Here is a 25,876-nt window from a genome sequence, read left to right as displayed (position 1 = left end):
CAAGGATGTACGGTTCTGCGATCTGGCCGGTGACGCTGGAGTGCGGAGACCTGGCACTTCGTCCCATCCGGTACCGCGATAAGCGGGAATGGTCCGAGGTCCGTTCGCGGAACAGTGATTGGCTTGCGCCGTGGGAGGCGTCCAACCCGGCTCCGGGTGGCCGCCTCCCCAGCTATCGCCAGATGGTTGCATCCTTGAACGAGCAGGCGCGCCACTCCACGGCTTTGCCGTTTGTCATCGTTGAACGCACAGCCGGCCTCCGTGAACCCGCAATCGTGGGTCAGCTGACGGTTTCCTCGATTATCTGGGGATCAGCCATGATGGCCACACTTGGCTATTGGGTGGACAAGGACCGTGCCGGCCGCGGCATTGCCCCCACAGCGGTAGCGATGGCGACGGATCACTGCTTCAACGTGCTCGGGCTGCATCGGATGGAAATCAACATCCGGCCTGAAAACGGGCCCAGCCTTCGGGTCGTGGAGAAGCTTGGATTCCGCGATGAGGGGTACCGGGAAAGGTATCTGCACATCAATGGACAGTGGGCTGACCACCGCTCCTTCGCCTTGACGTCGGAGGAAGTTCCGGAGGGTCTGCTTCGCAGGTGGCTCAAAGGACAAACGGGCAGGTCATAGGCCATTTCGGCCTTATCTCCAGTCATTTGCGGACTCGACCACGACACACCGGCCGCAATGCCGCCACCCCCGGTGATTTGCTTCTACGGTTTTGAATGTGGACTTCCCTCTCAGCAGCTCAGTGATACTTGTGGTCACTGTCGCGCTGTGGATGGTCTGGGTGGCGCCGTATGTTCTGCGGAACAGACGCCAGCAAGTCCAAGCGGCCGCTGTTCCAGCAGAGGCTTTCGACGACGAACCAGACGAACCGCAGGCAGGGGTGGTACTGACTTTGGCACCTCAGCAGGAGAAACCGATGGAGACCATGCACAGCAAAGCACAGGCGTCGCCCCAGGAATCCCGTGTGTCCGAGTCCTCGGCGGGCAAACCGGCCCCCACGCCCTTCACTATCCGCTATGCGCGGCTCACTCTGGCCTTGTCAGGGCTTGTCCTGCTGCTGACGGCTATCGTTTCGGGCATTGTGCGTCTTTTCGGTACAGGCACTGTCTGGTTGCCGCTGGTCTCGTTCATCGGTGCGGTGGTCGCCGTCGTGGTTTTGCGCAAACTGGCCCTGCGCGACCTTCGCGAACGGCGCGCCCGCCGCGAAGCGCAGGCATCGCCCATTCCCACGCCTGCGCGTTATCTGCCGAAAGAACCGGCGGTTGAGGTCAAGGAAACTGCAGTTTTCGATGCCGAGGCCACCAGCCGCGAGAACGCCCGCTTGTCGGCGGTGGAGCTGCGCCAGGCAGCGTTGGCCGTTGCTGTCGCCGCTGGAGATGAGTCGGCGCAGGCCGCCGCAGACTCCAAGGGTGCCAGCTGGCAGCCCGTCGAGGTTCCGAAGCCTACCTACGTTGACGCAGCGAAGGCCCAGCGCCCAGCGCCTGAACCGCTGGATCTGCCGGAAGCGCCGAAGCCCGTGGGCAAGCCGGTCCTGAAGCAGTCGACTGGACAAGCTGAAGCGTCAGTTTCCCCCAAGGGCCAAAGCGCCCTGAGCAACCTGGACGACGTCCTGCAGCGACGCCGCGCCTGAGACCACATGAGTTCCATCTGCGTTGCCGGTGGTACTGGCCAGGTGGGCCGCGAGGTCGTCCGGCTTGCTGTGGATGCCGGGCACCAGGTTTCGGTTCTTAGCCGCCATGTCCCGGACGCCGGTTCTTCAGGCCATCACGACGGCGTCACCTACTTCGCCGGCGATGTCACCACGGGCGCTGGCCTGGCGGCCGCGGTGGCAGGTGCCGACGTCGTTATTGACTGCCTCGAAGGCCAGTTCGGGAAGGCGCAAAAGCAATTCGCCGACGGCGGTGGGCGGCTTCTCGCTGCCGCCGTGGCGCAGGGTGTCCGGAGGGCCGTGCTGCTGTCCATCATCAACTGCGATCTGAGCACATTCCCGTATTACGTTTCCAAGGCTGCCAAGGAAGGCAAGTATGCGGAGGCGGCCCTGGAGACGGCGGTGGTGCGCGCAACCCAGTTCCACGGCCTCGTCGCCGGCATCTTTGCCGCCGGGGCTCGGGTGGGATTGATCCCTGTGTTCAAGGGTGTGGCGTTCCAGTCGATCTCGCCGGCCGACGTTGCAGGGGAGTTGCTGGCGGTGGCGTTGGCGGATTCGCCTGCGACTGGGGAGTGGGTGCGGACGGTGGGTGGGCCGGAAGTGCTGCCAATGCGTTCAATGGCCGAGCAGTGGAAGGCCACTACTGGGTCGCGGGGAAGGATTATCAGCGTGCCTTTGCCGGGTTCCATGGGTGCTTTCCTTCGGGCCGGCCACAATCTTGTCCCGGAGCACGCGGTTGGCATGGAGACGTTCGTGTCGTGGTTGGAAAAGCGCCGGGAAAGTTTGTAGCCTAGGGACACTGGTCGGGCGGAAATGCCTGGTCCGGGGGCTATAGCTCAGTTGGTAGAGCGCTTCGTTCGCATCGAAGAGGTCAGGAGTTCGAATCTCCTTAGCTCCACATTTTGTCCCGTTGCCTCACCTTGGTGCCGCTGGTGTGGCGTCCGGCTCTCGTTATGGAAACCTGATTAGCTGTTTCCCATGGGATTCTTCAGAAAGCGGACAACGGCTACCCCCGTCGAGGACTTCGAGCAGCCGGTTTACAGCGAGCTAAGCGTCGATCACAGGGCCTTCCTCGCCGGCCACATCAAACTTGCGGACCAGGCGGAAGTGAACCTCGAGGATCCCGCCAGCGTAGCCGGGTTTTATGAGCTGGTGTACGCGACGTGGCAGAGTTCCCCGGAGGGCACCCACGCGGAGCTTCAAGAGCCGTACTGCAACGCTGCCGGCGTCGCCTATGGTGAGCTGTTGGCGCGGACCACGCCGTTGCGTTGGGTGATTGCGGAGGACTCCCTCGGGCGGGAGTTGGCGCTTCACGCTGAGCAAAACAACATGCTGGTCTACCCCCTGAACGCCGTGGAAAAGCGCTGGGTGCGGGGCGAGGACGGCGACTTTATCCCGGCACTCGCCACTGCGGTGTACAAGCAGTTGGGTCGACTGAGCTAGTCCCCGCGGCCTACCGCTGGCCGGATTCCAAGGGGCGGTCCGCCTCAAGATTGGCCACTGGCTGTACGGACGACAGCAGTTGAAGCGCCTCAGCGGCAGGAGATCCCGGATCAGCTGAGTACATAAGAATCCGGTGACCTGATTCATCCGGCGGGCCAAGGACTTCGAAATGGAGCTCAAGGTGGCCAACGTCGGGATGATGCATGTGTTTGATGCCCGACATGCAGTTTTCGACCGGATGCCTGGCCCACAGTTTGGCGAACTCTTCGCTGGTCATGGTCAGCTCACCAACAAGGGAGGCCAGTTCAGGGTCTTCGGTTGAGCGCCCGGCGAGCAAGCGCAGTGACGATACAGCCCGGGCGGCTTCCTCACGCCAACGGGTATACAGCTCACGGGTGTGGGGGTCCAGGAACAGCATTCGCGTCATGTTCGGCCTCGCCGCGGGCCGCGAGGGTGCCTCGAAAGCCAAGTGACCGGCGACCAAGCGGTGTCCGAGCCGGTTCCACGCCAGGACTTCACTGCGACGCCCCATGACGACAGCTGGAGTGTTGGGCATGGACTGGATGAGACGCAAGGTTCCGGACCTTGCTTTGTCCGGCCGGATCGATGGACGCCGCTTGATGCTCGATGGCCGGGCGAGGTTGAACAGATGCTTGCGCTCGTCGCTGTTCAGGTTCAGGGCCCTGGCGATGGCGTCAATGACGGCCTCGGAAGCGTTGTTGCTCTGGCCCTGCTCCAAGCGCGTGTAGTAGGTATTGCTCACCCCGGCAAGCATCGCCAATTCTTCCCGGCGGAGCCCGGGAACGCGGCGGATTCCGTAGTTGATGAGGCCGACATCCTCCGGCTGCAAAGCGGCTCTTCGGACGCGAAGGAACTCCCCAAGTTCGCTGTAGTTGCTCATGAACCCCATTCTGCCGGTCTTCCTGGGTGCTGTCCTGTCCCTGTCAGGGGTAGGCACGAGGGGGTGTGGTTGAGTCACCCGCGTTCGGTGACAGTGGAGATTCCAGATGGTGCGCAACAGCAGCGCCACCTCCACGGAAGGACTCCCATGACATCGCACGTTGCAGCAGAACCCGACGGACGGCCCTCGGGTGCCGCCGTTCCACCCGGGCGGATGACGGGCCGGCAAAGGCTTGCGCTCGTCGTCTTACTTGCGGCCAGTTTCACCCTGGCAGTTGACTTCTCCATCCTCAACGTCGCACTCCCGGCCATAGGTGCCGACGTCGGCTTCGGCTTGGAGAACCTCCAATGGATCGCGACGGCGTTCGCCTTATGCGCCGCCGGTCTGACGCTGCTGTTCGGGCGTGTCGCCGACATCGCAGGCCGCCGCCGGATGTTCCTCCTCGGCATGGCCTTGCTTGGCGTGGCCTCGCTGGCCGGTGGCTTGGCCACGGTCCCGGCGGTGCTGCTCATCGCCCGCGTGGGCCAGGGCATCGCCACTGCCATGGTGGTCCCCGCAGCCTTGGCACTCCTCCTTGCCTCGTTCCCGGAAGGGCCGTTGAGGGATAAGGCGCTGGGCCTTAACGGTTCCCTCATGGCCGCCGGATTCACTACCGGTGCCATCCTTGGCGGGCTGCTGACCGATCTGCTCAGTTGGCGCTGGGCATTCCTCATCAACATCCCCGTAGCCCTCGCTGTGCTCATTATTGGCCCGATGGTTCTGTCCGAAAGCAAGCCAGCTACCAGGCTGCGCTTGGACGTACCGGGCGCCATCACGGTCACGCTGGGTCTCCTGGCATTGGTTTTCGGCCTCACGAACGCGGCCGAGCACTCATGGAGCGATCCGCTGACGCTGGGTTCCCTTGTGGCCGCCGTCGTGCTTTTTATCGCTTTCGTCGCCGTCGAGCGTCGTGCATCATCGCCGCTGGTACCCTTGAGCATCCTGAAGCGGTCCACTGTAGCGTGGGGGAACACGGCGGGCATCCTGGCCTTCGTCACCGAGACGTCCCTGGTTTTCCTCCTGACCCTGTACTTGCAGCAGGTCCTCGGCTACACCCCGCTCGGCGCCGGTCTGGCCTTTGCTGTGCTGGGTCTTGGTACGGTCCTTGGCGGAGTCCTGGGCCCCAAGGTCATAGGCAAGCTCGGGAACAAGAAGGCGATCGTCTATGGATTCGTCGTCCAAGCCATTGCCTCCGGTGCGCTGGTGCTTCTGAGCGCCGACCCTGCCTCCATCGGACTGCTGCTGGTGGCGACCTTCATCGGCGGAGTGGCGAACCTGGTGGTCATCGTGGGCTTTATGGTCACTGCGACGTCGGGAGTGACGGACACCGAGCAGGGGTTGGCCACTGGACTGGCAACCATGAGCCAGCAAATCGGAATCACCCTGGGCATACCGGTGATGAGCGCCATTTTTACTGCGCGGATTGTGGCCATCGGCAACCATGCTGCCCCGGCCGTGCTCGGAGGGGTGACCACTGCCATCTGGGTCAACGCCGGCCTGTGCTTGGTAACGGCCCTGTTGGTTGCCGTGTTTCTGCGGAAAACGTCCGGGCTACCGGCGTTCCGCTGACTTCCGGCGCCTGACACTCCGCAGAACTAGCCAGCCCACGAACACGGCCAGCGCTGCGTACACGGCGTAGTTGAGGAACCGGGAATACTGTTCGATCAGGTGGTACTGCGTGCCGAGCAAGGAGCCCAGGCCGATCAGCAAGGCATTCCACAGGCCGGCACCGGCGATAGTGAAAATGGAGAACGTCAGGATTTTCATCCGTTCGGCACCCGCGGGCAGGGAGATGAGACTTCTCACGCCAGGCAGGAGCCTGCCGAAGAAGATGGCGGATTTGCCGTGGCGTTCAAACCACGCGGACGCTTTTTCGAAGTCCTCCCTGTCCACCAGGGGCAGTTTCGAGAGCAAAGTAATCGCCCGTTCCAAGCCGACCTTATAGCCGAGCCAGTACAGGAACAAGGCACCCGCGTAAGCGCCAAGTGTGCTGGTGACGAAGACCAAAACGATGCTCATGCTGCCTTGCTGGGCCAGAAAGCCTGCGAGAGGGAGTATCACCTCGCTGGGGATCGGAGGAAAGACGGTCTCAAGGAACGTCATCAGGCCGATGCCCCACTCACCCAAGGCGTCAATCACTTGAGCTGCGATGCCCACTATTCCGGTCAAGTTTTCGATCGAACCTGGGGCTCGCAGTACGCTGATCAACCCGTCGCCCTTTCATTCGTCTCCGCCATGGTCAACGCTATTGCCATCTGCGCCATCGGGCAAAGCGGAGCCACACACGGAGCCTGGCCGCGAATTCCTTCCGAGACCCCGCTCTTCGATGAAAGCGTCCCGCCGGTAATGGTCGACGGCGGTGGTTCGGTTCGGGAGGAAACGTACCCCCAGACATCGCAGCTTGAAGGTGGCTACTCCATCCTGGAGCTGCCATCTCATGACGCGGCGCTGGAATGGGCTGCGAAGATGGCAGCGGCTTGCCGCTGCGCCCAGGAAGTCAGGGCGTTCCAGTACGATCCCGCCAGTTGATGTCCATTGTCTTGGCACTGCACCAGCTATATCGTTAGGTATATCGTTCAGTATCGTTCGCGATGTCATGAGGTGGGCTCAATGCACAATTCAAGCGGCTTTATGGGAAACAATTTCGACGGAATGTGGCAGGCCGTGGAGGAGTTCCGGTCGAGATTCGAGAAGCGCTCCGGAGGGCGGGCCGGCCGGGGTGAGCTAAGGACCGCAATTCTGGCCCTGCTCGCCGAACGGCCGATGCATGGCTATCAGATCATCCGGGAAATCGAAGAGCGCAGCGGTGGCAACTGGAAACCAAGTGCGGGTTCGGTCTACCCCACGCTTCAGCTCCTCTCGGACGAGGGTTTTGTCACTTCGGAGGAATCCAGCGGACGCAAGATCTATTCCTTGACTGAAGCAGGCCGGGAGGACGTTGCCGGTTCCGGGACGTCCGCCCCCTGGAGCTCAGAGGGTGCCTCCTCGGGCCCGGGTTTTGCCGCACTGCCCAAAGCCGGGATGGAACTTGCCCAGGCTGCAGCACAAGTGGGCCGGACAGGCACACCGCAACAGGTTCGGGAAGCGGTGACGGTGCTTGAAGAAGCACGCCGCCGGCTGTACTCGATCCTCGCTCAGGACTGAGGGGTGGCGTCGGGTCGACGTGATCAAGCAGGAGATGTGGCGGGCGGAGTGAGCGCCAGTGCCCGCTACCGCCGTATCCTGCGTTTCGCCGCCTGGCACCTCGCGGTGACGTGGTGGTTCGAGCTTTTCCTGCCCCGGTTGGGCCTGCGCCGGCTGACTGAACGCAATCGTGCCCGGAGAATGACGCGCTTCGCCCAACGCTTCCACCAACTCGCGGTGGAGCTTGGCGGCCTCATGATCAAGGTGGGCCAGTTCATGTCCTCGCGACTGGATGTCCTGCCTCCGGAAATCACGGCGGAACTGGAGGGGCTCCAGGACGAGGTGCCACCGGTGCCGTTTCCGGCCATTCGCCAGCTTGCCGAGGCTGAACTGGGGGCACCTCTGGAATCGGTGTTCGCCTCGATCGAGGAGACGCCCATCGCAGCCGCGTCCCTCGGGCAGGCCCACCGTGCCAAACTCCTTCCCGGCAACGCCGAGGATACCGGGCTGAGTAGTGTGGTTTTCAAGGTCCAGCGGCCCGGCATACAGGGCATCGTTGACATTGATCTCGCCGCCCTGCGCAAAGTGGGAGGGTGGCTGAGCCGGATCCGTATCGTCTCTGACCGTGCCGACGTCCCGGCGCTGATCAGGGAGTTTGCCCAGACCAGCCTGGAGGAAATCGACTACCTGAATGAGGCGGCCAACTCCGAACGTTTTGGCGCGGACTTCGCCCATGATGCCAAGGTGACGGTGCCCGCAGTGGTGTGGGAGCGGACCACGCGCCGGGTGCTCACCCTTGAGGACGTCACTGCCATCAAGATTACCGACGCCGAGGCGCTCCGCTTGGCCGGCATCGATCCCTCAGACGTCGCACCCGTATTTGCATCGGTGATGTTCGACCAACTCTTCACGAATGGCTTCTTCCACGCTGATCCCCATCCGGGCAACATTTTCGTGACCCCCAACGGTGGCGACGCGGAGCATCCTTGGAAGTTGACGTTCATTGATTTCGGCATGATGGGCGAGGTTCCCACGAAAACGCGTGCCGGGCTTCGCAAGCTCCTGATCGCTGCCGCCTCCCGGGACGGAAAAGGGCTGGTGGCTGCGATCAGTGACATCGGAGTGCTGATGCCCTCGGCTGACACAGGGGAGCTCGAACGCGCCATGACGCAGCTGTTTGCCCGCTTCGGCGGCATGGGCTTCGCGGAACTTCGCGATGTGGACCCGCGGGAGTTTCGCGATTTCGGGGCCGAGTTCGGAAGCGTCATCCGCTCTCTTCCGTTCCAACTGCCGGAGAACTTCCTGCTGATCATCCGCGCGATGTCCCTGACGTCGGGTGTTTGCAGTTCCTTGGACGCGCGCTTCAACCTGTGGGATTCGGTGGAGCCTTACGCCGCCCGACTGTTGCGCGATGAACGCGGCAACCTGCTCAATGACATCGCCTCGCAGACACTCGACGCCGCGACGCTGGCCTTCCGCCTGCCCAAACGACTGGACGGGCTGGTGACGCGGTTGGAGGAGGGCTCGCTGCAGGTGTCCAACCGCCGGTTGGAGCGCCAGGTGGCGCGGCTGATTCGGTTGGCGCGAGCCGGCGTTGCCGCATTGATGTTCGGTGGCTTGTTGGTTGCAGGAGCAGTTGTCCGGGGAGGGGACGTGGTGCTGGGCAATGTGCTGATGGTGTCCTCGGTGGTCCCCCTGCTTGTCGCCACGGTGACGGGGCGCCGACACAACCGCTGACGAAACAACAGCTGAGCTGCCGCGCCGTAGACTTGCCCTGTGACTGAGACTCCTGCCCGCCGTCGTGAGTTCTCCGATGGCATGAACGGACCTGTCCTGGTGGGCGTCATGCCTGGACAACATCCTGTGGTGGTGGAGCAGGCGGCCCGCGTAGCCCTCAGCGCGAACCTTCCCCTGGTTTTCGGCTACGTCGATGTCACCGTGTATCCGGTGGACGGTACCACCGGCGGTCCTGCGGCTCCGATTGATCCTGACGGTATGGAAGATGATGCTCCCGACGCCGTTGGCGCGTTGAAAGAGACCATCGCTGGACAACTGTCTGGAACAGACATCCAGTGGTCAATCATTCCGCTGGCGGGAGAACCGGCGAAGGCCCTTGCCCGAGAGGCGGAGGACCTCGGAGCATCCATGATCGTGGTGGGCACGCGCGAGCACAGCCTGACGGCGACACTCAAGGACTTGACGGCCGGTTCCGTAGCCCGCCATTTGCTGCACCGACAAAACCGCCCCGTGCTGTTGATACCCGTGAACCCGCGGGTCCCGGAGGACCATGACGACGACTAAGTCCAAACGTCCTGTCCACCTGCACTGGGGATTCATGGGGATCGTTGCCGCCGGAGGGGTGGTGGGGGCACTCACGCGCTATGGCCTGGGACTGGTGATTCCCGCGCCCGGATCCTGGCCCCTTCCCACTTTGGTCATCAACCTGTCCGGGGCTTTGGCCCTTGGCGCCCTTCTTGAGGGACTCGCCCGCAGAGGGCCCGACGTCGGAAGTCGCCGGGTCGTTCGGCTCGCCTTGGGTACGGGGTTCCTGGGCGCCTACACCACCTACAGCACCCTCGCGGTGGACGCGGTCCACTTGCTGGGCGCCGGCGCCGTCCCTGCCGCTGCTGGTTACTTGGCCGCCAGTTTCCTGGGTGGGGCCGCAGCCACGACCACCGGAATCTGGCTCGGCGCCTGGCATCACCGGCTGAGATCAGGAACCGGAGCGTGACGGTCCTGCTTCTCGGCTTGGCCGGGGGAGTGGGCGCCGCTGCCAGGTTCCTGGTGGACGGCCTCATTCGTGCAAAGGTGAAGACTGCCCTCCCGTGGGCCACCATCGTTATCAACGTTTCGGGCTCACTGGTACTCGGTTTCCTGGCGGGGCTGATGATGCGCGGTGAAGCACCCGAGTCCTTGTACTTGGTCCTGGGCACCGGCTTCCTGGGCGGCTACACCACCTTCAGCACGGCCAGCCTGGAAACGATCCGCCTGGTTCAAAGTGGCAGGACCGGACTTGCCCTCCTCAATGGTTTAGGGTCAATGGTCGCCAGTGTCGTGGCCGCGGCGGCAGGTGTGGGCGTCAGCTTCCTCCTGCCGTAGACCGGGCTGAATTTCACCCAGCGGGGCGAAGTTGCGCGGTTGTAGGATCGAGCCATGGCTAACAAGACCTTCAATGAACTGTTGTCCGCCCAGGTTGCCAACGAGTTTGCAGCCTCCCAGCAGTACATCGCCGTGGCGGTGTACTTTGACGGTGAAGACCTGCCGCAGCTTGCCCGGCACTTCTACCGCCAATCCCTGGAGGAACGCAACCACGCCATGATGATGGTCCAGTACATGCTGGACCGTAATGTCCACGTTGAAATTCCGGGCATTGCACCTGTGCGCAACAACTTCAGCAACGCCAAGGAACCCATCGCCCTGGCCCTGGAGCAGGAAAAGGAAGTTACCCGGAACATCGAGGAAATGTTCCGTGCTGCCCGTGCCGAAGGCGATGCCTTGGGCGAGCAGTTCATGCTGTGGTTCCTGAAGGAGCAGGTCGAAGAAGTGGCATCGATGACCACGTTGCTCAACATCACCGAGCGTGCCGAGAACCTCTTCGACATTGAAAACTACGTGGCCCGCGAGGCCGTGGGCGACGGCGGCCACGACGCCGGTGCACCCTCTGCTGCCGGCGGAGCCTTGTAGGAGAACCTGACTGCACGCGGTCCTGATGCCGCCGGAGGCTCAGCTTCCGGCGGCCTCTTCACGTGACCCGTCATCCTCGGGCTGGGAACGGCCGAGCAAGGACAAACGGCTGGCGATGCGGGCGAGGTCCACGGGCAGGCCGTTGCCCTCGGCTTCGATGTCCCAGTCCAGGGGCCCGCGGCCTATGAGGAACAGAGTGATGTCCTGATCGTGCAGGACATCCACCACGTTGCTGAAGCGTTGCCAGCCGGGAGCGGATGATGACGCTGCCTCCGCCGGTGAGGGGACGTCGTCGATCACCCAGGTGGTGAATGTTTCAGCCAGGACCAGATAGTCGGACGTGGAGGTCAGCCCGCCACACAACTCCTCGAATCCCACCCAAAGGACATCGGGATCGGAGTTCTTGACGACGATAGCCTGGGTGGTGGGCGATAGCACCCGGCTTTGCGAGGCCGGCGGGGTGAACAGGCCGAGCCTTCCCAGCTGGCGGGGCGTCCCAGGTTCGATGATCTGCCCGGCCCGGAAGGAATCGAAGCCACTGGGACCGTTTGACCCGGTTGCGGGAAAGCGCCGGAAGTCTGACGAACCATCAATCTTCACAACGTCCATCATCTCCTTGATGGCCGCAATGGTGGGCAGGAAATGGTCGTGCCAGAGCGGGTTGGGCAGGAGTTCATCCGGTGCGTAGTTCGAGGTGACTGCCAAAGGGATGCGGCGCTCCGCCGCGGTGCGGAGGAGACGGGCAATGAACATGCCGTCACCAACATCGTGGACATGGAACTCGTCAAAGCAGAGCACATCAATTCCATCGAGCAACGCATCCACCGAATGCTGGACTGCCGTTGCGCTGTCCGCACTGGACCCCCGGGTTCCCGAGTGGAGCTTGCGGAAGAAGTCGTGGAAGTGGACCCGCCGTTTTCGCGCGTCCAAGTGGGCGAAGAAACTGTCCATCAACCATGTTTTGCCACGCCCCACCGGGCCGTGGAGGTAAAGGCTTCGTGGCACTTTCCGGGAAAGAGTACGACGCCGGACAGTCACCTCCGCGCCCAAGGCCGCCAGCCGTTCGGCTGCTTGCCGCTGGCTTTCTTCGAGCGCAAAGCCCGAACGTCCGGCGTCGAGGGCTATCCCTTCCAGCAGCCTCTTGGCGGTGTCCCTCGCAGCGCGCGGAGCCGGCCTCAGAAGGGGCGTCACAGCCACCCTTTGCGTTTGAAGATGAGGTACATGAGCATTGCCGCACCCACCATGAGGCCAATGGCCATGGGGTAGCCGAAGGTCCAGTGAAGCTCGGGCATGTAGTCGAAGTTCATCCCGTAGACGCCGGCCACGAACGATGGAGCGAAGAGGATGGCCGCCCAGGACGAGATCTTCTTGACCTGCTCGTTTTGGGCGGCGCTGGCCTCGTTTTGCCGGTTGGCCGTCAGGGTGCCATCCAGGGTCAAGGCGTTCTGGAGCAGGTCCCGGAAGGAGTTCACCCGTGAAATGACCCGCTGCACGTGGTCCTCGACATCGCGGAGGGAGCGCTGCAGTTCGATGTCCACGCCGTACTTCTCAAAGCCCTTCTCCAGCAAGGACATGATGTCCGGGAGGGGCTGGATGGCGCGCTGGAACTGGATGACTTCGCGGGCGAGTTCGTAGATCCTTCGGGACACGGCGCTGTCGCCGCTGAAGAGCTGGTCTTCGATCTCGTCGATGTCATTTTCCAGGCCCGCAACCACCGGTGCGTAGTCATCCACTACCTGGTCCAGGAGGGCATAGAGGACCGCCTCGGGGCCGTGGCACAACAGGTCCGGCCTGGCTTCCAACCTGTGGCGGACCCGGGCCACCCCGCCGGTTTCGGCGTGGCGGATGGTCACCACAAAGTTGGAGCCGGTGAAGATATGCAGCTCGCCGAACTCCACGGATTCGGTGTCGTCCAGGTACCTCGCAGGTCGCAGGACCGTGAACAAACTGCTGTCATAGCGTTCAATCTTCGGCCGCTGATGGGCAGAAACGGCATCCTCCACAGCAAGCCTGTGCAGGCCGAACTCCCGGGCTACCGCAGCCATCTCTTGCTGGGTGGGGCGATAGAGGCCGATCCAGGCCATGCCACCGTGTTGGGCCAAGGTCTCGAAGGTTTGCTCGAGGCTGCGCGGGGTGGCTGTGCGGACGCCGTCCACATAAACGGCGTTGTCGATAATGGTCACAAGGTGAACGCTACTGCATGGCTCCGATGATGACGCCCGCAACAGTCATTGCCACGATGTCGTGGCCGGAATCGATCACTGTCACGGACGACGGACGGCCTGCGAAGCCGTTGTGGATCACATGGCCCCCGGCGCGGAAGACCACGGCGAGAATCAGGGCAAAGAACCCACCCGCCCAGAAGGTGTTCAGTTCCAGTGCGCTGATGAGGATGGCAAGGAGGATGCTGGTCACTGCGGCTGCGAGCATCATGGGGACCCAGATTCCTGCGCCGCCTTCGATGTTCTTGAGATCGTCCTCGGTTTTGCCGATCGCCTCCATCCACCGGCGTCCAAGAACGGCCGGCATGTACCAGACGAAGCCGATCACCATGCTTGAAACGAAGGCCAGGAGAACGGCGAGCCAGTTGATCTGGGAAATGTGTGAAAGCCAATCCATGCCTACGATCCTAGTTTCCTCAGGCCTCTGCCCCCGGGCTCTGCTCGTTTTTGCTGCGTGTTGGGGCTGCTGCCATCCGTCCGATGAGCGGTTCGGTGCGGTAAGGGATATGCGTGTGAAGGGCCAGCACTGTTTCGGTCCGGATCACCCCTTTGGTTCGCAGGACCGAGCGCAGCGCGGACTGCAGGTTGTGGGTGTCGGTGGCCACCACACGGCACCACAGGTCTCCGCGGCCGGAAATCTCGTGCACTTCGAGGACCTGGGGGATGAGGCGCAGGGCGCCAATGACGCCGTCGAGTTCGCGGTGGGTGACCTCGATCGTGACGAAAGCGACGACGTCGTACCCCACCTTTTCGAGGTCCACCTCACGTCCGGCGGCCTGCAGAACGCCGGTGCGGCGCAGGCGCTTGAGCCGGCTTTGGGCGGTATTCCGCGCGATGCCGAGTCCTTCGCTGAGTTCGGCTATCTGGATGCGGGGGTCCTTGATGAGTTCGAGGAGGATCTTCAGGTCCAGGGGGTCGAGGGTGTTCAAATGGTCACTCCGGATCACTCGGCGGCTGCCTCTTTGAGTATTTTGATCAATCTTTGCACCTTTTGACGCTTGCAAGGGTCAGTGCTCCTGCATTCTATTGCCATCAATACTTGGCCGGGCAGTACCTCCCACAAGGAATCAACTGCAAGCCACCGAGTCCGAAGGCATGGAAATGACTGTCTTGAGCGAACTCCGCATGCGCCCGGCTACCGCCGGACGCTGGGGATGGGATGCCTCCACCACCGCCAGGCTGGTCCTGGCAGGCGTTGTGATCTTTACGCTGCTGGTTGGCGCAAACCTGGCCACGCCCCTGTACCCCTTGCTGCAAGCCAGGATCGGCTTGTCATCGCTTGATGTGACCGTGGCCTTTTCCAGCTACGTCCTGGCCTTGGTTGCCGTGCTCATGCTGGCGGGCCACTGGTCGGACCACATCGGGCGCCGGGCTGCATTGGTGCTCGCAGTCCTGGTGGGGCTGGTGGGTGGGGTGATCTTCGCCAATGCAGATTCGCTGTTGTCGTTGTCCGCGGGCAGGGCCCTTCAAGGGGTCGCGGTGGGACTCGCTACCGGAGCCAGTTCGGCAGCCCTTCGGGAATTGCTGCCCCAACGCCCCGACTGGGCTTCCCGTTTCACCCTGCTTTCCTCTGCTGGTGGCGTGGCCGCAGGTCCGGCCATCGGAGGGCTTTTGTCGCTCTTTCCGGAGCCCACCCGTACGCCCTACTACCTGCATTCGGCAGTGCTGTTGGTGGCACTTGTTCCACTGTGGCTGCTTAAGGCCAGGCCCGCGATCGCCCCTGCGGACGGTCCCCGGGCCCACAGGGTCCTGGCTCCGCGGAAGCCGTCCATCTCCCGTAACGCCAGGGGTGCTTTCTGGATGGCGGCTGCCACGGGATTCCTGAGCTTCGCTGTCTTCGGGTTCTGTTTGTCACTGGCACCGGGCTACTTCGCCACGGTGGTCCACGCGGACTCCCGGCCGCTGATCGGCCTGCTGGCCGGAGTCACCCTGGGCGCTTCAGCGTTCAGCCAATTGCTGGGGGTCCGCGGGCGTTTTACGGTGCCCGTGGCTCTGGCAGTGCTGGGCGTCTCCGTGGTCATGGTGGGAGCTGCAGCTGCGTGGTCGAGTCCTTGGCTGCTGGTCGCGGCGAGCATCACGGCAGGAATGGGCCAAGGCATAGCTTTCAGGCAGGTCTTCAATGAGGTCGCCGGAAAAGTGGAGGCTGCCCGTCATGCGCAGGTGATCAGCACGGTGTACGTCATCACGTACCTGGGCAGCGCCGTTCCGGTGATTGGGCTGGGAGTGGCTGTCACGGCGTGGGGCCTGCAGGCCGCCGTCGTGGGTTTCACCGTCCTCTGCGGTGCGGCGGCGCTGGCACTGGCCGCTGTGTCGCTGAAGAATGCCCTGCGGGACTGACGCGCAGGCTCTATCTGCAGTTTACTCGGGCAGCGGTCCCCGGTTGCCGGGAATGTGTTGGAACACCATGGTGGTTTCGGTGTGGCCGACCACGGGGTCGGTGGCGAGGTTGTCCAGGAGCCAGTTGCGGAGGTCGTCCGTATTGGCGACGGCGATGTGCAGCAGGTAGTCGACTGAGCCAGTGGTGTGGAACGTCGAGATGACGGCCGGAAGCTTGGGCACCCGGGCGGTGAAGCGGTCGATCTGGTCGCGGTCGTGGGCGCGAAGACGTACGGCGATCAATGCCTGAACCGAGCGTCCAATGGCCGGCAGGCTCAGGACCGCTTCGAAGCCTTCAATGATGCCGCGCTCGGACAGGGCGCGTGTGCGCATCAGGGCCGTGGAGGGGGCGATGCCCACCAGTTCCGCCAACTGTTTGTTGGAAATGCGGGCGTCCTCCACCAAGGCTGCGAGGATCCGCTCATCGATGGCGTCCAACGGCTCTGCGCTGCCCGTGCTTGACCGAACATTCTTCGTGGGGGTGCTCACGGATCCTCCTGAAATTGCCTTTCACCTATCCTAATCGGTGAATTCTTCAGGTGCCTATCGTTTTGCGGGCTTGCTGGACTCCCTGCGCCGGTCCAGGCGCTGGAGCGGCTCGCTGAGCAACATCAGCAGCAGTGGGAAGTTGCCCGCTGACGGAAGAACAAGGGCCACAAGCAACGCAGCGAGGAAAAGGGCGGCCACAACCGTCCCGGCCCGGATTCCGGAGCGCATCTCACCCGGGTCCATGGTGTGGAGCGCGGGATGTGCCCTGAGATAGATGCGTGCCAGGAGGAGCATCAAACTGGTTGCGAACAACGTTCCGATGTACACCAGCGGCTGGGCCCAGTCGGCATCCATTTGGGTGGAGAGCGAGGTTGCCACGGGCATCACCACGATGAAGAACATCCAGGCGACGGTCAGCCACAGCAACCCCGAATCCACCTGCCGCACCTGACGGAACAGTCGGTGATGGTGCGTCCAGAACACGGCAATCAGGATGAAGCTGAGGGCAAAACCCAGCAGGGCGTACTGCTCCTCCACAAGCCATTGGGCCGTGGTTCCGTCATGGTCCGCCAACTCCCCAACGCTCTCCATGAGGGGCAGGATCAGCAGGGTCAAGGCAATCGCCACCACGGCATCGGTAAACGCCTGCAAACGTTCCGGCGACGACAGGTCCCGTGAGCTCGCGAGCTGTGTCATGCCTCGATTGTAGGACCAGACCGGGCGGGAATCAGGGGGACGGACGCGGGGTGCGGTGAACCACCAAGGTGACTGCCGCCGTCGTGCATGAGAGGACGATGACGCCGAGCACCAAAGCAGTCCAGCCGAACCCTTGGAAGGCAAGGCCGCCGGCCCAGCCGATAACACTGGAGCCAAGGTAGTAGGACAGGTTGTACAGCGATGCCGCCTGTGCCCGGCCGGTGGTGGCGATGGCACCCGTCCAGCCGGAACCTACGCTGTGGGCGGCAAAGAATCCACCCGTGAAGATGACCAGCCCGACCAATATGGCAACGAGGTTTTCCAGTAGGGTCAGGGCCAGTCCCGCCGACGAAATGACAATGCCCGCCACCAGAACGTTCCGCCGTCCAAACCTGGTGGTGAGACCTGCCGCCCATCGGGAGCTCACGGTGCCTGAAAGGTAGGCCAGGAAAATGAGGCTGACCACCGTGGCGGGAAGGGCGAAGGGCTCCGCGTGCAACCGGAAGCCCAGATAGTTGTAGACCGCCACGAAGCCACCCATGAGCAGGAACGCCTGCAGGTAGAGCGAGACGAGTTTCGGATTGCCGGCATGGCCGCCCAAGGTGCGGATGGCGCCACGGAATCCAGTGGCCGGAGAGGGCGTAAAGCGCCGTTGCTTGGGAACAAGCACCAGGAACAGGACTGCGGATATGGCGGCGAGCAGGGAGACGGCGAGGGCCGCTGTCCGCCAGCCCCAGACTTCTCCCACAGGGCCGGCTACCAAGCGACCCGCCAGACCACCAAGTGTTGTACCCGCAACGTAGCTTCCTGCCGCCAACGCGGTGTGGATTTTGGTGACTTCTTCATTGAGGTAGGCAATGGCGATGGCGGGAATGCCGCCCAGGGCCATGCCCTCAAGCGCGCGGAGCCCCAAGAGGACGGGAACCGTTGGAGCCAGTGGAACCAGCAATCCCAACAGGGTTGCGCCGGCAATGCCGATCGCCATGGCCCGGACCCTGCCGATCCTGTCGGCAACGAAGGACCATGGCAGCACCGTGACGGCGAGTCCTACCGTGGCGAGCGAGATGCTGAGCGCCGCCTCCGCTGCGGTGATGTGCAGATCCGCGGCCATGAGCGGCAGAACGGCCTGCGTGGAGTAAAGCTGCGCGAAGGTTGCGACGCCGGCAAGCGCCAGGGCCGCCAGCACGCGGCCATAGCCGCGCGTACCTTTGGCGTGGCCCTGCCAGCTGTCGGTTTCCGGCTCGACGGTCATGTTGTTCACCGGCCAACAGTAAGACGCCGGCAACTACCCATTCCAATGCATGGATTACATAGAATTGATGCAGCATTGCATAAGTGGGGCTCATCGGGAGGGAAGTCGTGGAACCGAATCACCAGCAACTCGTCCAACTGCTCCCTCTGCTGCCCGTACTGGCCGAGCTGGGCCGCACGGAGCACATGACCGAAACCGCGGAGATACTCGGGGTCCCGCAATCCACAGTCAGCAGGGCAGTAGCCCGGGCCAGCGCCGTCGTGGGCATGGACCTTTTGGTCCGTGACGGGCGAGGCATCCGGCTCACAGCCGCTGCCAAGGCGTTGCTTCCTTACATCGACGCAGCCCTGGAGGACTTCCAAGCCGGGCTGGACCGCGTACGCCACGAATCCGATGTTGTTCGGGGTCGGATCGGTGTGTCGTTCCAGCACACGTTCGGCGAAGCAACTCTTCCTCTGCTGATCAGCGCCTTCCGCGGACGGCATCCCCACGCAGCCTTCGAGCTGTGGCAGGGGCCTCGCGACGATTGCCTGCAGCAGTTGGCAAGCGGGGAGATGGACTTCGCGCTCACGGCCCCAATAGCGCCGGAAGGGCGGGGGATCCGCTCCCACCCCCTGTACCGCGAGCCTCTCCGGGCGGTACTGCATTACCGGCACCCCCTGGCCGCCCGGCCCAGCGTGCACCTTTCAGAGCTGCGGCATGATCCCTATGTGACGCTCCCGTCAGGGGTCGGGCTGCGGGCGTTGGGGGAGGCGCTGCTTCGGGAAGCCGGCTTCCGGCCTCGCATTGCCTTCGAGGTCCAGGAGTCCACGTCGGCCCGCGGACTGGTCTCCGCCGGCTTGGGTTTCAGCATCCTGCCTCCCGCCGGGCCGGGTTCAGGGACGGGCCAGTTCCTGCCCGAGGCCGAACTTGGGCTCGTCGAGGTGCCCATCGAATCGGACCTGGCATTCCGCCAGATCGGTATTGCCTGGCGGGAGCGGAATTTTGAGCCCGAAGCCGTCCGTTTGTTCCGGGAATTGGTGGTGACCGACGGCGGGGATCTGCTGGCCGAACTCGTCAGAGCCCGCTCAGGAACTCCCTGACCACGTCCCGCGCCGATCCCGTCCGTGCCTGCCGCCAGCCCGTTCCGGCCCACAGGTTGAGGCGGTGCGGGTCGCCTGCCGCCGATGCTGCAGCGCGGATCGGGGCCGTGAGGTGGTGGATGGCGGGGTAGCCTTCGGGTGCGTCCTGATGGTTGCGCACGAAGTCATTGACCAAGGAGCGTGCCGCACGCCCGGTGAAGGCGCGGGTGATGGCGGTGCTGGTGAACTCCGGGTCTCCCAGGGCGTCCTTGTGCGTCTGCCGCGCACCACTTTCTTCGGTGCGGAGCAGTGCCGTACCGATCTGGGCGGCTACTGCTCCTGCAGCCAAGACGCCGCGCAGCGCGGTGCCGTCCACCACCGCGCCGGCTGCTATCAGCGGAAGGCCGACGGCGGAACGCACCTGGGTGACCAGCTCCGCCGTCGTACTGGCCGTCGGCCCCGGGCTGTCCGGCAGGAAGGCCGTGCTGTGTGCCCCCGCGGATCCGTGCTGGACGACCAGTGCGTCAGGGCCTTCTTCGGCCGCCGCCTGGGCCTCCTCAACGCTGGTGACACTGGTGATGACCATGGTTCCGGCTTTCCGCAGGGACTCGACTACCGAGGGTCCGGGGAGGCCGAAGGCGAAACTGACCACTTCCACGGGATCGTTGACGAGGGCCTCGATTTTTTGCTGCCAAGCGTCGTCGTCATCCAGTCGGAGGGGAGGCAGAGAAACGCCGTAGCGGGCAGCTTCCGGCTCCAGTTCGGCCCGGTATGCCTCCAACCGGGACCGGGCTTCGGGCCCTGGTGAGAGGGCATCGCGGTCCGGAACAAAGACGTTCATGCCGAACCTGACCCCCAGTGCCCTGGCAACGGAAATTTCCGCCGTCATGGCCTCGGGACTCTTGTAGCCGGCAGCCAGGAAGCCCAAACCGCCCGCCTCATGCACCGCCTGGACCAATGACGGCGTTGATGTCCCACCCGCCATGGGGGCCGCAATAAATGGGGTGCCAAACAGGGATTCAGGCATGGTCGGTTCCTCCTCCGGACGCTCCAAGCTAGTCTTTCACGGTGAACAATCGTGACTCTGCCCAGCATTCCCCTGCCACCGCCGCGAGTGGCACCGTCATTGGGCTCGACATCGGTGGGACCAAGACGCGCGGCGTGAGGTTCCACGACGGCGAGCCCGTACGGGACGAAACGGCCGGCAGCTCCAACGTCCAGAATGTCACCAAGGAGCAGGCAGCGGCCAACCTGGCTGAGCTGTTCGGGAAAATCGGCGGCGGAGTCATCGACCAGGTGTACGCCGGTGCCGGCGGCATTGATACCGAGCAGGACGCCCAGGCGCTCGCCGACCTGATCGCACCCCATGCGCCGGGCGCGCGAATCACGGTAGTGCACGATTCCCGGCTGCTGCTCGCCGCCGGGGGAGCGAGCACAGGCGTGGCCGTCATCGCCGGTACGGGTTCGGCAGCGTGGGGAAGGAACGACGCCGGCGAGGAAGCCCGGGCGGGTGGCTGGGGCTACCTCCTGGGTGATGAAGGAAGTGGTTATTGGCTGGGGAGGGAAGCCGTGCGCCATAGCTTGCGGCGGATGAACCAGGGCCTGGAACCTGACCGGCTGAGCCGTGCACTGTTGGACTCGTGTGGTGTCGATGAGCCGGGCAAGCTCATCGCACTCTTCCATTCACCCGACACCGGCCGCCGCTACTGGGCCCAGCAGGCGCGGCTGGTGGTTGAGGCAGCCGATGCCGGCGACCAGGTCAGCCAGGCTTTGGTGGTGCAGGCCGGCCGTGACCTGGCCGAACTTGCCGGCCAGGCCGTCCGCCAGCTGGGTTTGAAGGGTCCCGTGATCCTGGGAAGCGGATTGGGCATGAACGTTCCCCGACTGCAGGACGCGTTCAAGGCTGCCTTGGCCGAGGACGGCATCGTGGATGTCCGAATCCTCCAGCAGGACCCCGTGTTCGGCGTCCCCCGACTGGTGGCTGAGCAAACCCCCTGATCGGGTTTCTGTGCACCTAATGCCTTTAAGAAGCCTTTTAGGCGCGTTGGCTGTACAAAACTCAGCCGCGGGTGCGGGGACGAAGCTTGACGCCCGGCAGCGGGGGAGCCGGGATGCGTCCGGCTTCCGGGCCGGCGTCGGGTCCGTGTCCGTGGACGAAACCAAAGCGCGAGCGTGCGGCAGCGTCGTCGTCGAGCAGTCCTTCCGCTTCCCATTCTTCGCGGGCCTGTTCCACTTCCTCATGGGTCCGGCCCACAAAGTTCCACCACATGAGGAGGTCTTCGCCGAAGGGCTCACCGCCGAGCAGCATGAACCGTGTATCGGGCCGGGCTTCCACGGCGAGGCTTGTCCGTCCCGCGCCGAGGTAGGCCAGCGGCCCGGCCTCAACGTCCTGGCCGTCAATAACGACGTGGCCATCCAGAACCAGCACAGCGTGCTCGAAGTCCGGCCGCAATGGAAGCTCCAAACGGCCCGAACCCACGATGTCGGCACCCACGATCGGGCTGAACATGGTGGCAGGGGAGCGTTGGCCGGCAAACTCTCCCACCATGACCGTGGCGGTGAAGCCTTCACCAACAGCCACGGGCAAGTCCCTGATCTGCTCGAACGACGGCGCACGGTGGCGGTGCTCATCCGGAAGGGCAACCCAGAGCTGGAGCCCGCGCGACACCGGCAGTTCGCCCACCAGCGGGCTTGACCCATCTGCGGCAGTGGGAAGAACGGAGAATTCCGAGTGGGAGATACCGTTGCCCGCAGTCATGATGTTCAGCTCGCCGGGCCGCACCACAACATCGCTGCCCACGCTGTCACGGTGCCGGACCGCGCCTTCCATCGGCCAGGTGACTGTTTGCAGCCCGCAGTGCGGGTGTGGGAGGACGCTCATCGCCACCCGGTCCGGCCCGAAGCTGTCCAGGAAACACCACGCTCCGACGGTGGGGAGGCCGCGCTGCGGCAGCGTCCTCATCACGTTCATGGCACGCACGCCGCCCAACGGAACTTCGCGCTCAGGCCACAGCTGGACACAAGGACCTTGGCCTTCCGGGGCCGCGGGGCAGACTTCCTGTGCGGGGGAAGTATCAAGATTGGTCATGTGTCATCACCTGTGCATAAATGTTGGAAATTGAGCTAATCTGTTCCGTGTGAACAACGCCCTTTTGAGCTACCGCGACGCCGTCCTTTACCGTTCGGGTGAACCGTATCGCATCCTCGCTGGAGCCATCCACTACTTCAGGGTCCACCCCGATCTGTGGCGGGACAGGTTGCGTCGGCTCAAGGCCATGGGGGCCAATACCGTTGACACCTACGTTGCCTGGAACTTCCACCAGCCCAAGCGCGATGAAGCGCCGGACTTCGCCGGCTGGCGGGACGTGGGACACTTCATCGACCTCGCGGCAGAGGAAGGACTGGACGTCATCGTTCGCCCCGGGCCGTACATTTGCGCCGAGTGGGACAACGGGGGTTTCCCCTCGTGGCTGACTGGTATTCCGGGCATTGGACTGCGCTGCATGGACCCTGTTTTCACGTCCGCCATCGAGGACTGGTTCGACCACCTGCTGCCCATCATCGCTTCACGGCAGGCCTCCGCCGGTGGGCCCGTGGTGGCCGTGCAGATCGAGAACGAATACGGGAGCTACGGAGATGACCACGAATACATCCGCTGGAACCGGCGGGCACTGGAAGAGCGCGGTATCACCGAGATGCTGTTCACGGCCGACGGCGGCACGGACTACTTCCTCGACGGCGGCTCAGTGGAAGGCACCTGGGCGACGGCGACGCTGGGAAGCCGCGGCGACGAAGCGGTGGAGACATGGAAACGGCGCCGGCCCGACGAGCCGTTCTTCAACGTCGAGTTCTGGGGTGGCTGGTTCGACCATTGGGGCGAACACCGCCATCGCCGCGATGCCGCGGATGCGGCTATGGAAGCCCGCAAGATGCTGGACCTTGGCGGCTCGGTCTGTGTGTACATGGCGCACGGCGGAACCAACTTCGGCCTCGGATCCGGCAGCAACCATGATGGCAGCCAACTTCAGCCAACGGTCACCAGCTACGACTCCGATGCTCCCATTGCTGAGAACGGTGCCCTGACGCCCAAGTTCCATGCGTTCCGGGAGGAATTTCTCCGGGCGCAGGGCATCGAAGACGCCCCAGAGCTCCCGGTCGAATTGCTGGCGGCCCCCGCCGTTGTTCCGGCACAGTCGCTGCCGCTGAGCGCTGGCCCGGAGCTGCTGGAGCTTGTCCGCAAAGCCGGCAAGCCCGTCAGCAGTGTCAAGCCCCTCAGTTTCGAACAATTGGGCCTCGACGCCGGTATGGTCCTCTACTCGGCCGACGCCATCCTGCCCGGCCGCGCTGATGCTCCGACTGAAAGCCGGGTCAAGGTTGCCGGTCTGAATGACCGTGCATACCTCTGGGTGGACGGCGAATTTGCAGGGGTGCTCGATGACGTCACAGGAGCCGAGGGATTGCCGGTCACAGGCACAGGAGTTCCGGCCAAGCTCGAGATTCTGGTGGAAAACCTTGGCCGGATCAACTACGGGCCCTTGACCGGGCACGGCAAGGGGATCCTGGGCGGCGTCCTCATCAACCAGCGCTACACCTTCCACTGGACACAGACTCCGGTGGCCCTGACCGAATGGGCGGCCGAAGAGCTGGAAGAGCTTGCCGGGACCGATTTTGAGCTGGGCGAGCCGGCCGATACGTACATTGCCCTGCCCGACTCCGGGAAGGGCTTCGTGTGGCTCAATGGCTTCCTGCTGGGACGGTACTGGGACAAGGGCCCGCAGGTGACGCTCTACGCGCCGGCACCGTTGTTGAAAGCCGGCCGCAACCACATCAAGGTGCTGGAGCTGCTCAAGCCCGGTACCGTCGTCGAGCTCCGTGAAGAACCGGACCTGGGTCCGGAAGAGGCCGGGCCCATCGCGGCTGCCGAACTGCCGTAGGGATCACTGCAAGGGAATTATGCTGGCACGATGAGTCCCCAGTTCGATACCCGTCCCGCTGCCTACGCCGTCATCGTCAAGGAAGGGCGGATCCTGCTGGCCTACTGGAAACAGGACGACAAGGAAGGCTGGACACTTCCCGGCGGCGGCCTGGACTTCGGCGAACATCCCGTGGATGGGTGCAAACGGGAGGTCATGGAAGAAACCGGCTATGAGGCCAGGGTCGATGGGATGTTGGGCATCGACGTCGGACACTGGCGGGGAGAGAAGCGGCCGGATGGGTCCGTGCGTGACTTCCAGGCCCTTCGTATCGTGTACGAGGCCACTGTGGTGGGCGGTGAACTGACATACGAAGTGGACGGAACCACCACGCATGCTGCGTGGATTCCCTTGCCGGACGTCGACAAGCTCAACCGCGTGTCCTTGGTTGACACGGCATTGCGCCTTCACCGTGAGCGGCCGGCAGACGGAAAGCCGAGCGCCCAGGGGTAGCCAAGCTGCCGACGGTTGGCTAGGCTGGGCATCGTTGCCGGCGGATCGTGCCGGCCTGGATGCCTAAGGGGGTGGATTCTGATGATTGCCGAAACCTCGCGCGCCCCGCACACGGCGGCGCACCGTCATCACACCACCCACCCTGTCCCGGCATCCGCCTGCCAGTAGCAGGCAACCGGGCCTCAGCAGAGGCATCCCATTGAATACTTACGCTTCATCAAGCGACCCTTCATCCAGCACCACCATGCAACTTCGCGGACCTGCGGAGTATGGTTTCACCGACAAAACAGCAGAACTCTTCGTCGCCAACAGACCCCCCGGCAACCAGGACAACGCGATACCAGGCAGGGTGGTCCGACTGGACCGCAACCGGGTGCTGGTGGCTTCCGCCGATGGACTGCTGCATCTGCCCTACCCTGCCCAAGGACTGGTTCCGGCGACGGGTGACTGGGCATGGATCGGCCACAACAGCGCCGGCGAACCCGCCGTCGTCGACGTCCTGCCCCGCTATTCGGCCCTGAGCCGCAAGCGCGCCTTCGAAGCCTCGTCCGAGGAGCAGATCCTTGGCAGCAACATCGATATCGTGGCGGTCGTAGTTCCGGTGGACCGCCCCCTGACCCACAACCGGCTGGAGCGGACCCTCGTGGCTGCGTGGGATTCGGGGGCTACTCCGTTGGTGGTCATCACCAAAGCCGACCTGGCCTTCGTGGCCGATGACGTTGTGGGGGAAGTGATCAAGCAAGCCGCAGGCGTGGAGGTGGTCACCACCTCGGCCGAACACGGCGATGGGCTCGACGAACTCATGCGACACGTTCCCGACGGCGCCACGCTGGTCCTTCTCGGTCCGTCCGGAGCCGGCAAATCGACACTCATCAACGCGCTCGCAGGCCACGACGTCCAGCAGACCGGCGCCGTTCGTGCAGGAGACGGCAAAGGCAAGCACACCACCACGTCAAGGGAGTTGGTGCCCCTTCCCGGTGGCGCCGTGCTGATGGACACCCCCGGTGTCCGCGGATTCGGGCTCTTCGATGCGGAGGACGGGATGGAAGAGATGTTCGGTGACCTCGAGGAACTCTTCGCCCAATGCCGTTTCGCCGACTGTGCCCACCAGGCGGAACCGGGGTGCGCTGTGCAACAGGCGCTCGCCGATCAGACCCTGGAACCCCGGCGCTGGGCCAGCTACCTCAAGCTGCAACGCGAATTGGCTGCGCTCAACCGGAAGCACGATGCCGCTGCCCGCCGTGCCTACCAGCGCGAGTGGCACCAGAAGGTGATGTCGGCGGACAGGGGACAACGCGCCGTCGAACGTTACAAACATGACCAGGCCGCAGAGCGGTCAGGCAGGGGAGGGAAGCGCCGGAAACGATGAAACATTGCCGATTGATTACGGAATTCGTGCCGCCGCTGACATCGCCGGTGGTGCTGGCTACTCTGGGTGAAGATTGCTTTGCAGCCAAGTAATAAGAGTGCATATGATCATCAGGCTCTACCGATGTTCTCGACCA

At 63.8% G+C, this 25,876-nt stretch carries 29 protein-coding genes and 1 tRNA gene; 19 read left to right on the top strand and 11 right to left on the bottom strand.

The window, feature by feature from the left end:
• Positions 1-5 precede the first annotated feature (5 nt).
• The 5 genes from PQ627_RS09910 (at position 6) to PQ627_RS09890 (ending at position 3,102) form a co-directional block, all read left to right on the top strand.
• Positions 6-632, top strand: a complete 627-nt coding sequence (locus tag PQ627_RS09910; RefSeq protein WP_274260499.1) for a GNAT family N-acetyltransferase — start codon at positions 6-8, stop codon at positions 630-632.
• A gap of 130 nt (positions 633-762) precedes the next feature.
• The gene (locus PQ627_RS09905) at positions 763-1,641 is read left to right on the top strand and encodes a hypothetical protein (RefSeq protein ID WP_274260605.1); all 879 of its coding nucleotides are present in this window, start codon (positions 763-765) and stop codon (positions 1,639-1,641) included.
• Between the two features lie 6 nt (positions 1,642-1,647).
• Entirely contained in the window at positions 1,648-2,448 is an 801-nt protein-coding gene (locus PQ627_RS09900) for an SDR family oxidoreductase (protein WP_274260497.1), read from the top strand.
• A gap of 36 nt (positions 2,449-2,484) precedes the next feature.
• A tRNA-Ala gene (locus tag PQ627_RS09895) sits at positions 2,485-2,557 on the top strand.
• An 80-nt stretch (positions 2,558-2,637) separates the two neighbouring features.
• On the top strand, positions 2,638-3,102 hold the full coding sequence (locus tag PQ627_RS09890) for a DUF3806 domain-containing protein (protein ID WP_274260495.1): 465 nt from the start codon (positions 2,638-2,640) through the stop codon (positions 3,100-3,102).
• A 10-nt stretch (positions 3,103-3,112) separates the two neighbouring features.
• On the opposite strand, the gene PQ627_RS09885 is transcribed toward PQ627_RS09890, so the two are convergent.
• Complete coding sequence (locus PQ627_RS09885) at positions 3,113-4,003, bottom strand: helix-turn-helix domain-containing protein (protein WP_274260491.1); 891 nt, start codon at positions 4,001-4,003, stop codon at positions 3,113-3,115.
• A 213-nt stretch (positions 4,004-4,216) separates the two neighbouring features.
• On the opposite strand from PQ627_RS09885, the gene PQ627_RS09880 reads away from it, so the two are divergent.
• The gene (locus PQ627_RS09880) at positions 4,217-5,611 is read left to right on the top strand and encodes an MFS transporter (protein WP_274260603.1); all 1,395 of its coding nucleotides are present in this window, start codon (positions 4,217-4,219) and stop codon (positions 5,609-5,611) included.
• On the opposite strand, the gene PQ627_RS09875 is transcribed toward PQ627_RS09880, so the two are convergent.
• Positions 5,594-6,211 (bottom strand): DedA family protein, encoded by a 618-nt coding sequence (locus tag PQ627_RS09875; protein ID WP_443192750.1) that lies wholly within the window; start codon positions 6,209-6,211, stop codon positions 5,594-5,596. The genes PQ627_RS09880 and PQ627_RS09875 overlap by 18 nt on opposite strands.
• 66 nt (positions 6,212-6,277) lie before the next feature.
• Between PQ627_RS09875 and PQ627_RS09870 the strand changes: the two genes are divergently transcribed.
• The 7 genes from PQ627_RS09870 (at position 6,278) to PQ627_RS09840 (ending at position 10,849) form a co-directional block, all read left to right on the top strand.
• A complete protein-coding gene (locus tag PQ627_RS09870; RefSeq protein ID WP_274260488.1) occupies positions 6,278-6,571 on the top strand; it encodes a transcription initiation protein in 294 nt (97 codons plus the stop codon).
• Between the two features lie 81 nt (positions 6,572-6,652).
• The gene (locus tag PQ627_RS09865; protein ID WP_260842340.1) at positions 6,653-7,186 is read left to right on the top strand and encodes a PadR family transcriptional regulator; all 534 of its coding nucleotides are present in this window, start codon (positions 6,653-6,655) and stop codon (positions 7,184-7,186) included.
• 3 nt (positions 7,187-7,189) lie between these two features.
• Positions 7,190-8,902: an ABC1 kinase family protein gene (locus PQ627_RS09860; RefSeq protein ID WP_274260485.1), complete on the top strand. Its 1,713-nt coding sequence runs from the start codon at positions 7,190-7,192 to the stop codon at positions 8,900-8,902.
• A 39-nt stretch (positions 8,903-8,941) separates the two neighbouring features.
• The gene (locus tag PQ627_RS09855) at positions 8,942-9,466 is read left to right on the top strand and encodes a universal stress protein (protein ID WP_274260482.1); all 525 of its coding nucleotides are present in this window, start codon (positions 8,942-8,944) and stop codon (positions 9,464-9,466) included.
• Complete coding sequence (locus PQ627_RS09850; protein WP_274260479.1) at positions 9,453-9,896, top strand: fluoride efflux transporter FluC; 444 nt, start codon at positions 9,453-9,455, stop codon at positions 9,894-9,896. The genes PQ627_RS09855 and PQ627_RS09850 overlap by 14 nt, the downstream gene beginning before the upstream one ends.
• Positions 9,893-10,264 carry a fluoride efflux transporter CrcB gene (gene crcB / locus PQ627_RS09845; protein ID WP_144659555.1) on the top strand — a complete coding sequence of 124 codons (372 nt, stop codon included), beginning with the start codon at positions 9,893-9,895 and terminating at the stop codon, positions 10,262-10,264. Before PQ627_RS09850 ends, crcB begins: the two co-directional genes overlap by 4 nt.
• Before the next feature lie 54 nt (positions 10,265-10,318).
• The gene (locus PQ627_RS09840; RefSeq protein WP_144659557.1) at positions 10,319-10,849 is read left to right on the top strand and encodes a ferritin; all 531 of its coding nucleotides are present in this window, start codon (positions 10,319-10,321) and stop codon (positions 10,847-10,849) included.
• 39 nt (positions 10,850-10,888) lie between these two features.
• On the opposite strand, the gene zapE is transcribed toward PQ627_RS09840, so the two are convergent.
• The 4 genes from zapE to PQ627_RS09820 are packed head-to-tail and all read right to left on the bottom strand — an operon-like array spanning position 10,889 to position 14,000.
• Positions 10,889-12,040 (bottom strand): cell division protein ZapE, encoded by a 1,152-nt coding sequence (gene zapE, locus PQ627_RS09835; RefSeq protein WP_274260476.1) that lies wholly within the window; start codon positions 12,038-12,040, stop codon positions 10,889-10,891.
• A complete protein-coding gene (corA, locus tag PQ627_RS09830) occupies positions 12,037-13,032 on the bottom strand; it encodes a magnesium/cobalt transporter CorA (RefSeq protein ID WP_274260474.1) in 996 nt (331 codons plus the stop codon). Before corA ends, zapE begins: the two co-directional genes overlap by 4 nt.
• Before the next feature lie 10 nt (positions 13,033-13,042).
• Entirely contained in the window at positions 13,043-13,468 is a 426-nt protein-coding gene (locus PQ627_RS09825; protein ID WP_274260471.1) for a DUF1761 domain-containing protein, read from the bottom strand.
• A gap of 19 nt (positions 13,469-13,487) precedes the next feature.
• Positions 13,488-14,000, bottom strand: coding sequence for an Lrp/AsnC family transcriptional regulator (locus PQ627_RS09820; protein ID WP_274260601.1), 513 nt, complete (start codon positions 13,998-14,000; stop codon positions 13,488-13,490).
• A 172-nt stretch (positions 14,001-14,172) separates the two neighbouring features.
• Here PQ627_RS09820 and PQ627_RS09815 point away from each other — a divergent pair, with 172 nt between their 5' ends.
• Positions 14,173-15,408, top strand: coding sequence for an MFS transporter (locus PQ627_RS09815; RefSeq protein ID WP_274260469.1), 1,236 nt, complete (start codon positions 14,173-14,175; stop codon positions 15,406-15,408).
• A 21-nt stretch (positions 15,409-15,429) separates the two neighbouring features.
• Here the strand turns inward: PQ627_RS09815 and PQ627_RS09810 are convergent, their stop codons facing one another.
• From PQ627_RS09810 to PQ627_RS09800, 3 genes are read right to left on the bottom strand one after another with little or no spacing between them, the layout of a single operon-like run.
• Positions 15,430-15,936 (bottom strand): Lrp/AsnC family transcriptional regulator, encoded by a 507-nt coding sequence (locus PQ627_RS09810; RefSeq protein WP_144659569.1) that lies wholly within the window; start codon positions 15,934-15,936, stop codon positions 15,430-15,432.
• A 54-nt stretch (positions 15,937-15,990) separates the two neighbouring features.
• Positions 15,991-16,632: a TMEM175 family protein gene (locus tag PQ627_RS09805; RefSeq protein ID WP_274260468.1), complete on the bottom strand. Its 642-nt coding sequence runs from the start codon at positions 16,630-16,632 to the stop codon at positions 15,991-15,993.
• Between the two features lie 31 nt (positions 16,633-16,663).
• Positions 16,664-17,884, bottom strand: coding sequence for an MFS transporter (locus PQ627_RS09800; protein WP_274260600.1), 1,221 nt, complete (start codon positions 17,882-17,884; stop codon positions 16,664-16,666).
• A gap of 107 nt (positions 17,885-17,991) precedes the next feature.
• Between PQ627_RS09800 and PQ627_RS09795 the strand changes: the two genes are divergently transcribed.
• On the top strand, positions 17,992-18,966 hold the full coding sequence (locus PQ627_RS09795; RefSeq protein ID WP_274260466.1) for a LysR family transcriptional regulator: 975 nt from the start codon (positions 17,992-17,994) through the stop codon (positions 18,964-18,966).
• Here the strand turns inward: PQ627_RS09795 and PQ627_RS09790 are convergent.
• A complete protein-coding gene (locus PQ627_RS09790; RefSeq protein WP_274260464.1) occupies positions 18,941-19,972 on the bottom strand; it encodes a nitronate monooxygenase in 1,032 nt (343 codons plus the stop codon). The two genes, PQ627_RS09795 and PQ627_RS09790, sit on opposite strands and share 26 nt — an antisense overlap.
• A 41-nt stretch (positions 19,973-20,013) precedes the next feature.
• On the opposite strand from PQ627_RS09790, the gene PQ627_RS09785 reads away from it, so the two are divergent.
• Complete coding sequence (locus PQ627_RS09785) at positions 20,014-20,943, top strand: N-acetylglucosamine kinase (protein ID WP_274260461.1); 930 nt, start codon at positions 20,014-20,016, stop codon at positions 20,941-20,943.
• 61 nt (positions 20,944-21,004) lie between these two features.
• Here the strand turns inward: PQ627_RS09785 and PQ627_RS09780 are convergent, their stop codons facing one another.
• Entirely contained in the window at positions 21,005-22,033 is a 1,029-nt protein-coding gene (locus PQ627_RS09780; protein ID WP_274260460.1) for a pirin family protein, read from the bottom strand.
• Positions 22,034-22,082: 49 nt separating this feature from the next.
• Between PQ627_RS09780 and PQ627_RS09775 the strand changes: the two genes are divergently transcribed.
• The 3 genes from PQ627_RS09775 to rsgA all read left to right on the top strand — a co-directional run bounded on the left by PQ627_RS09775 (position 22,083) and on the right by rsgA (position 25,740).
• The gene (locus PQ627_RS09775) at positions 22,083-23,879 is read left to right on the top strand and encodes a glycoside hydrolase family 35 protein (protein ID WP_274260457.1); all 1,797 of its coding nucleotides are present in this window, start codon (positions 22,083-22,085) and stop codon (positions 23,877-23,879) included.
• Positions 23,880-23,909: 30 nt separating this feature from the next.
• Positions 23,910-24,371, top strand: coding sequence for an NUDIX hydrolase (locus PQ627_RS09770; RefSeq protein WP_144659583.1), 462 nt, complete (start codon positions 23,910-23,912; stop codon positions 24,369-24,371).
• 199 nt (positions 24,372-24,570) lie between these two features.
• Positions 24,571-25,740 carry a ribosome small subunit-dependent GTPase A gene (gene rsgA, locus PQ627_RS09765; protein WP_274260455.1) on the top strand — a complete coding sequence of 390 codons (1,170 nt, stop codon included), beginning with the start codon at positions 24,571-24,573 and terminating at the stop codon, positions 25,738-25,740.
• The last annotated feature ends 136 nt before the right edge of the window (positions 25,741-25,876 follow it).

This window comes from Paenarthrobacter sp. AB444 (assembly GCF_028736865.1).
Taxonomy (GTDB): domain Bacteria; phylum Actinomycetota; class Actinomycetes; order Actinomycetales; family Micrococcaceae; genus Arthrobacter; species Arthrobacter nicotinovorans_B.
This window is presented reverse-complemented; position numbering and strand designations above follow the sequence as displayed.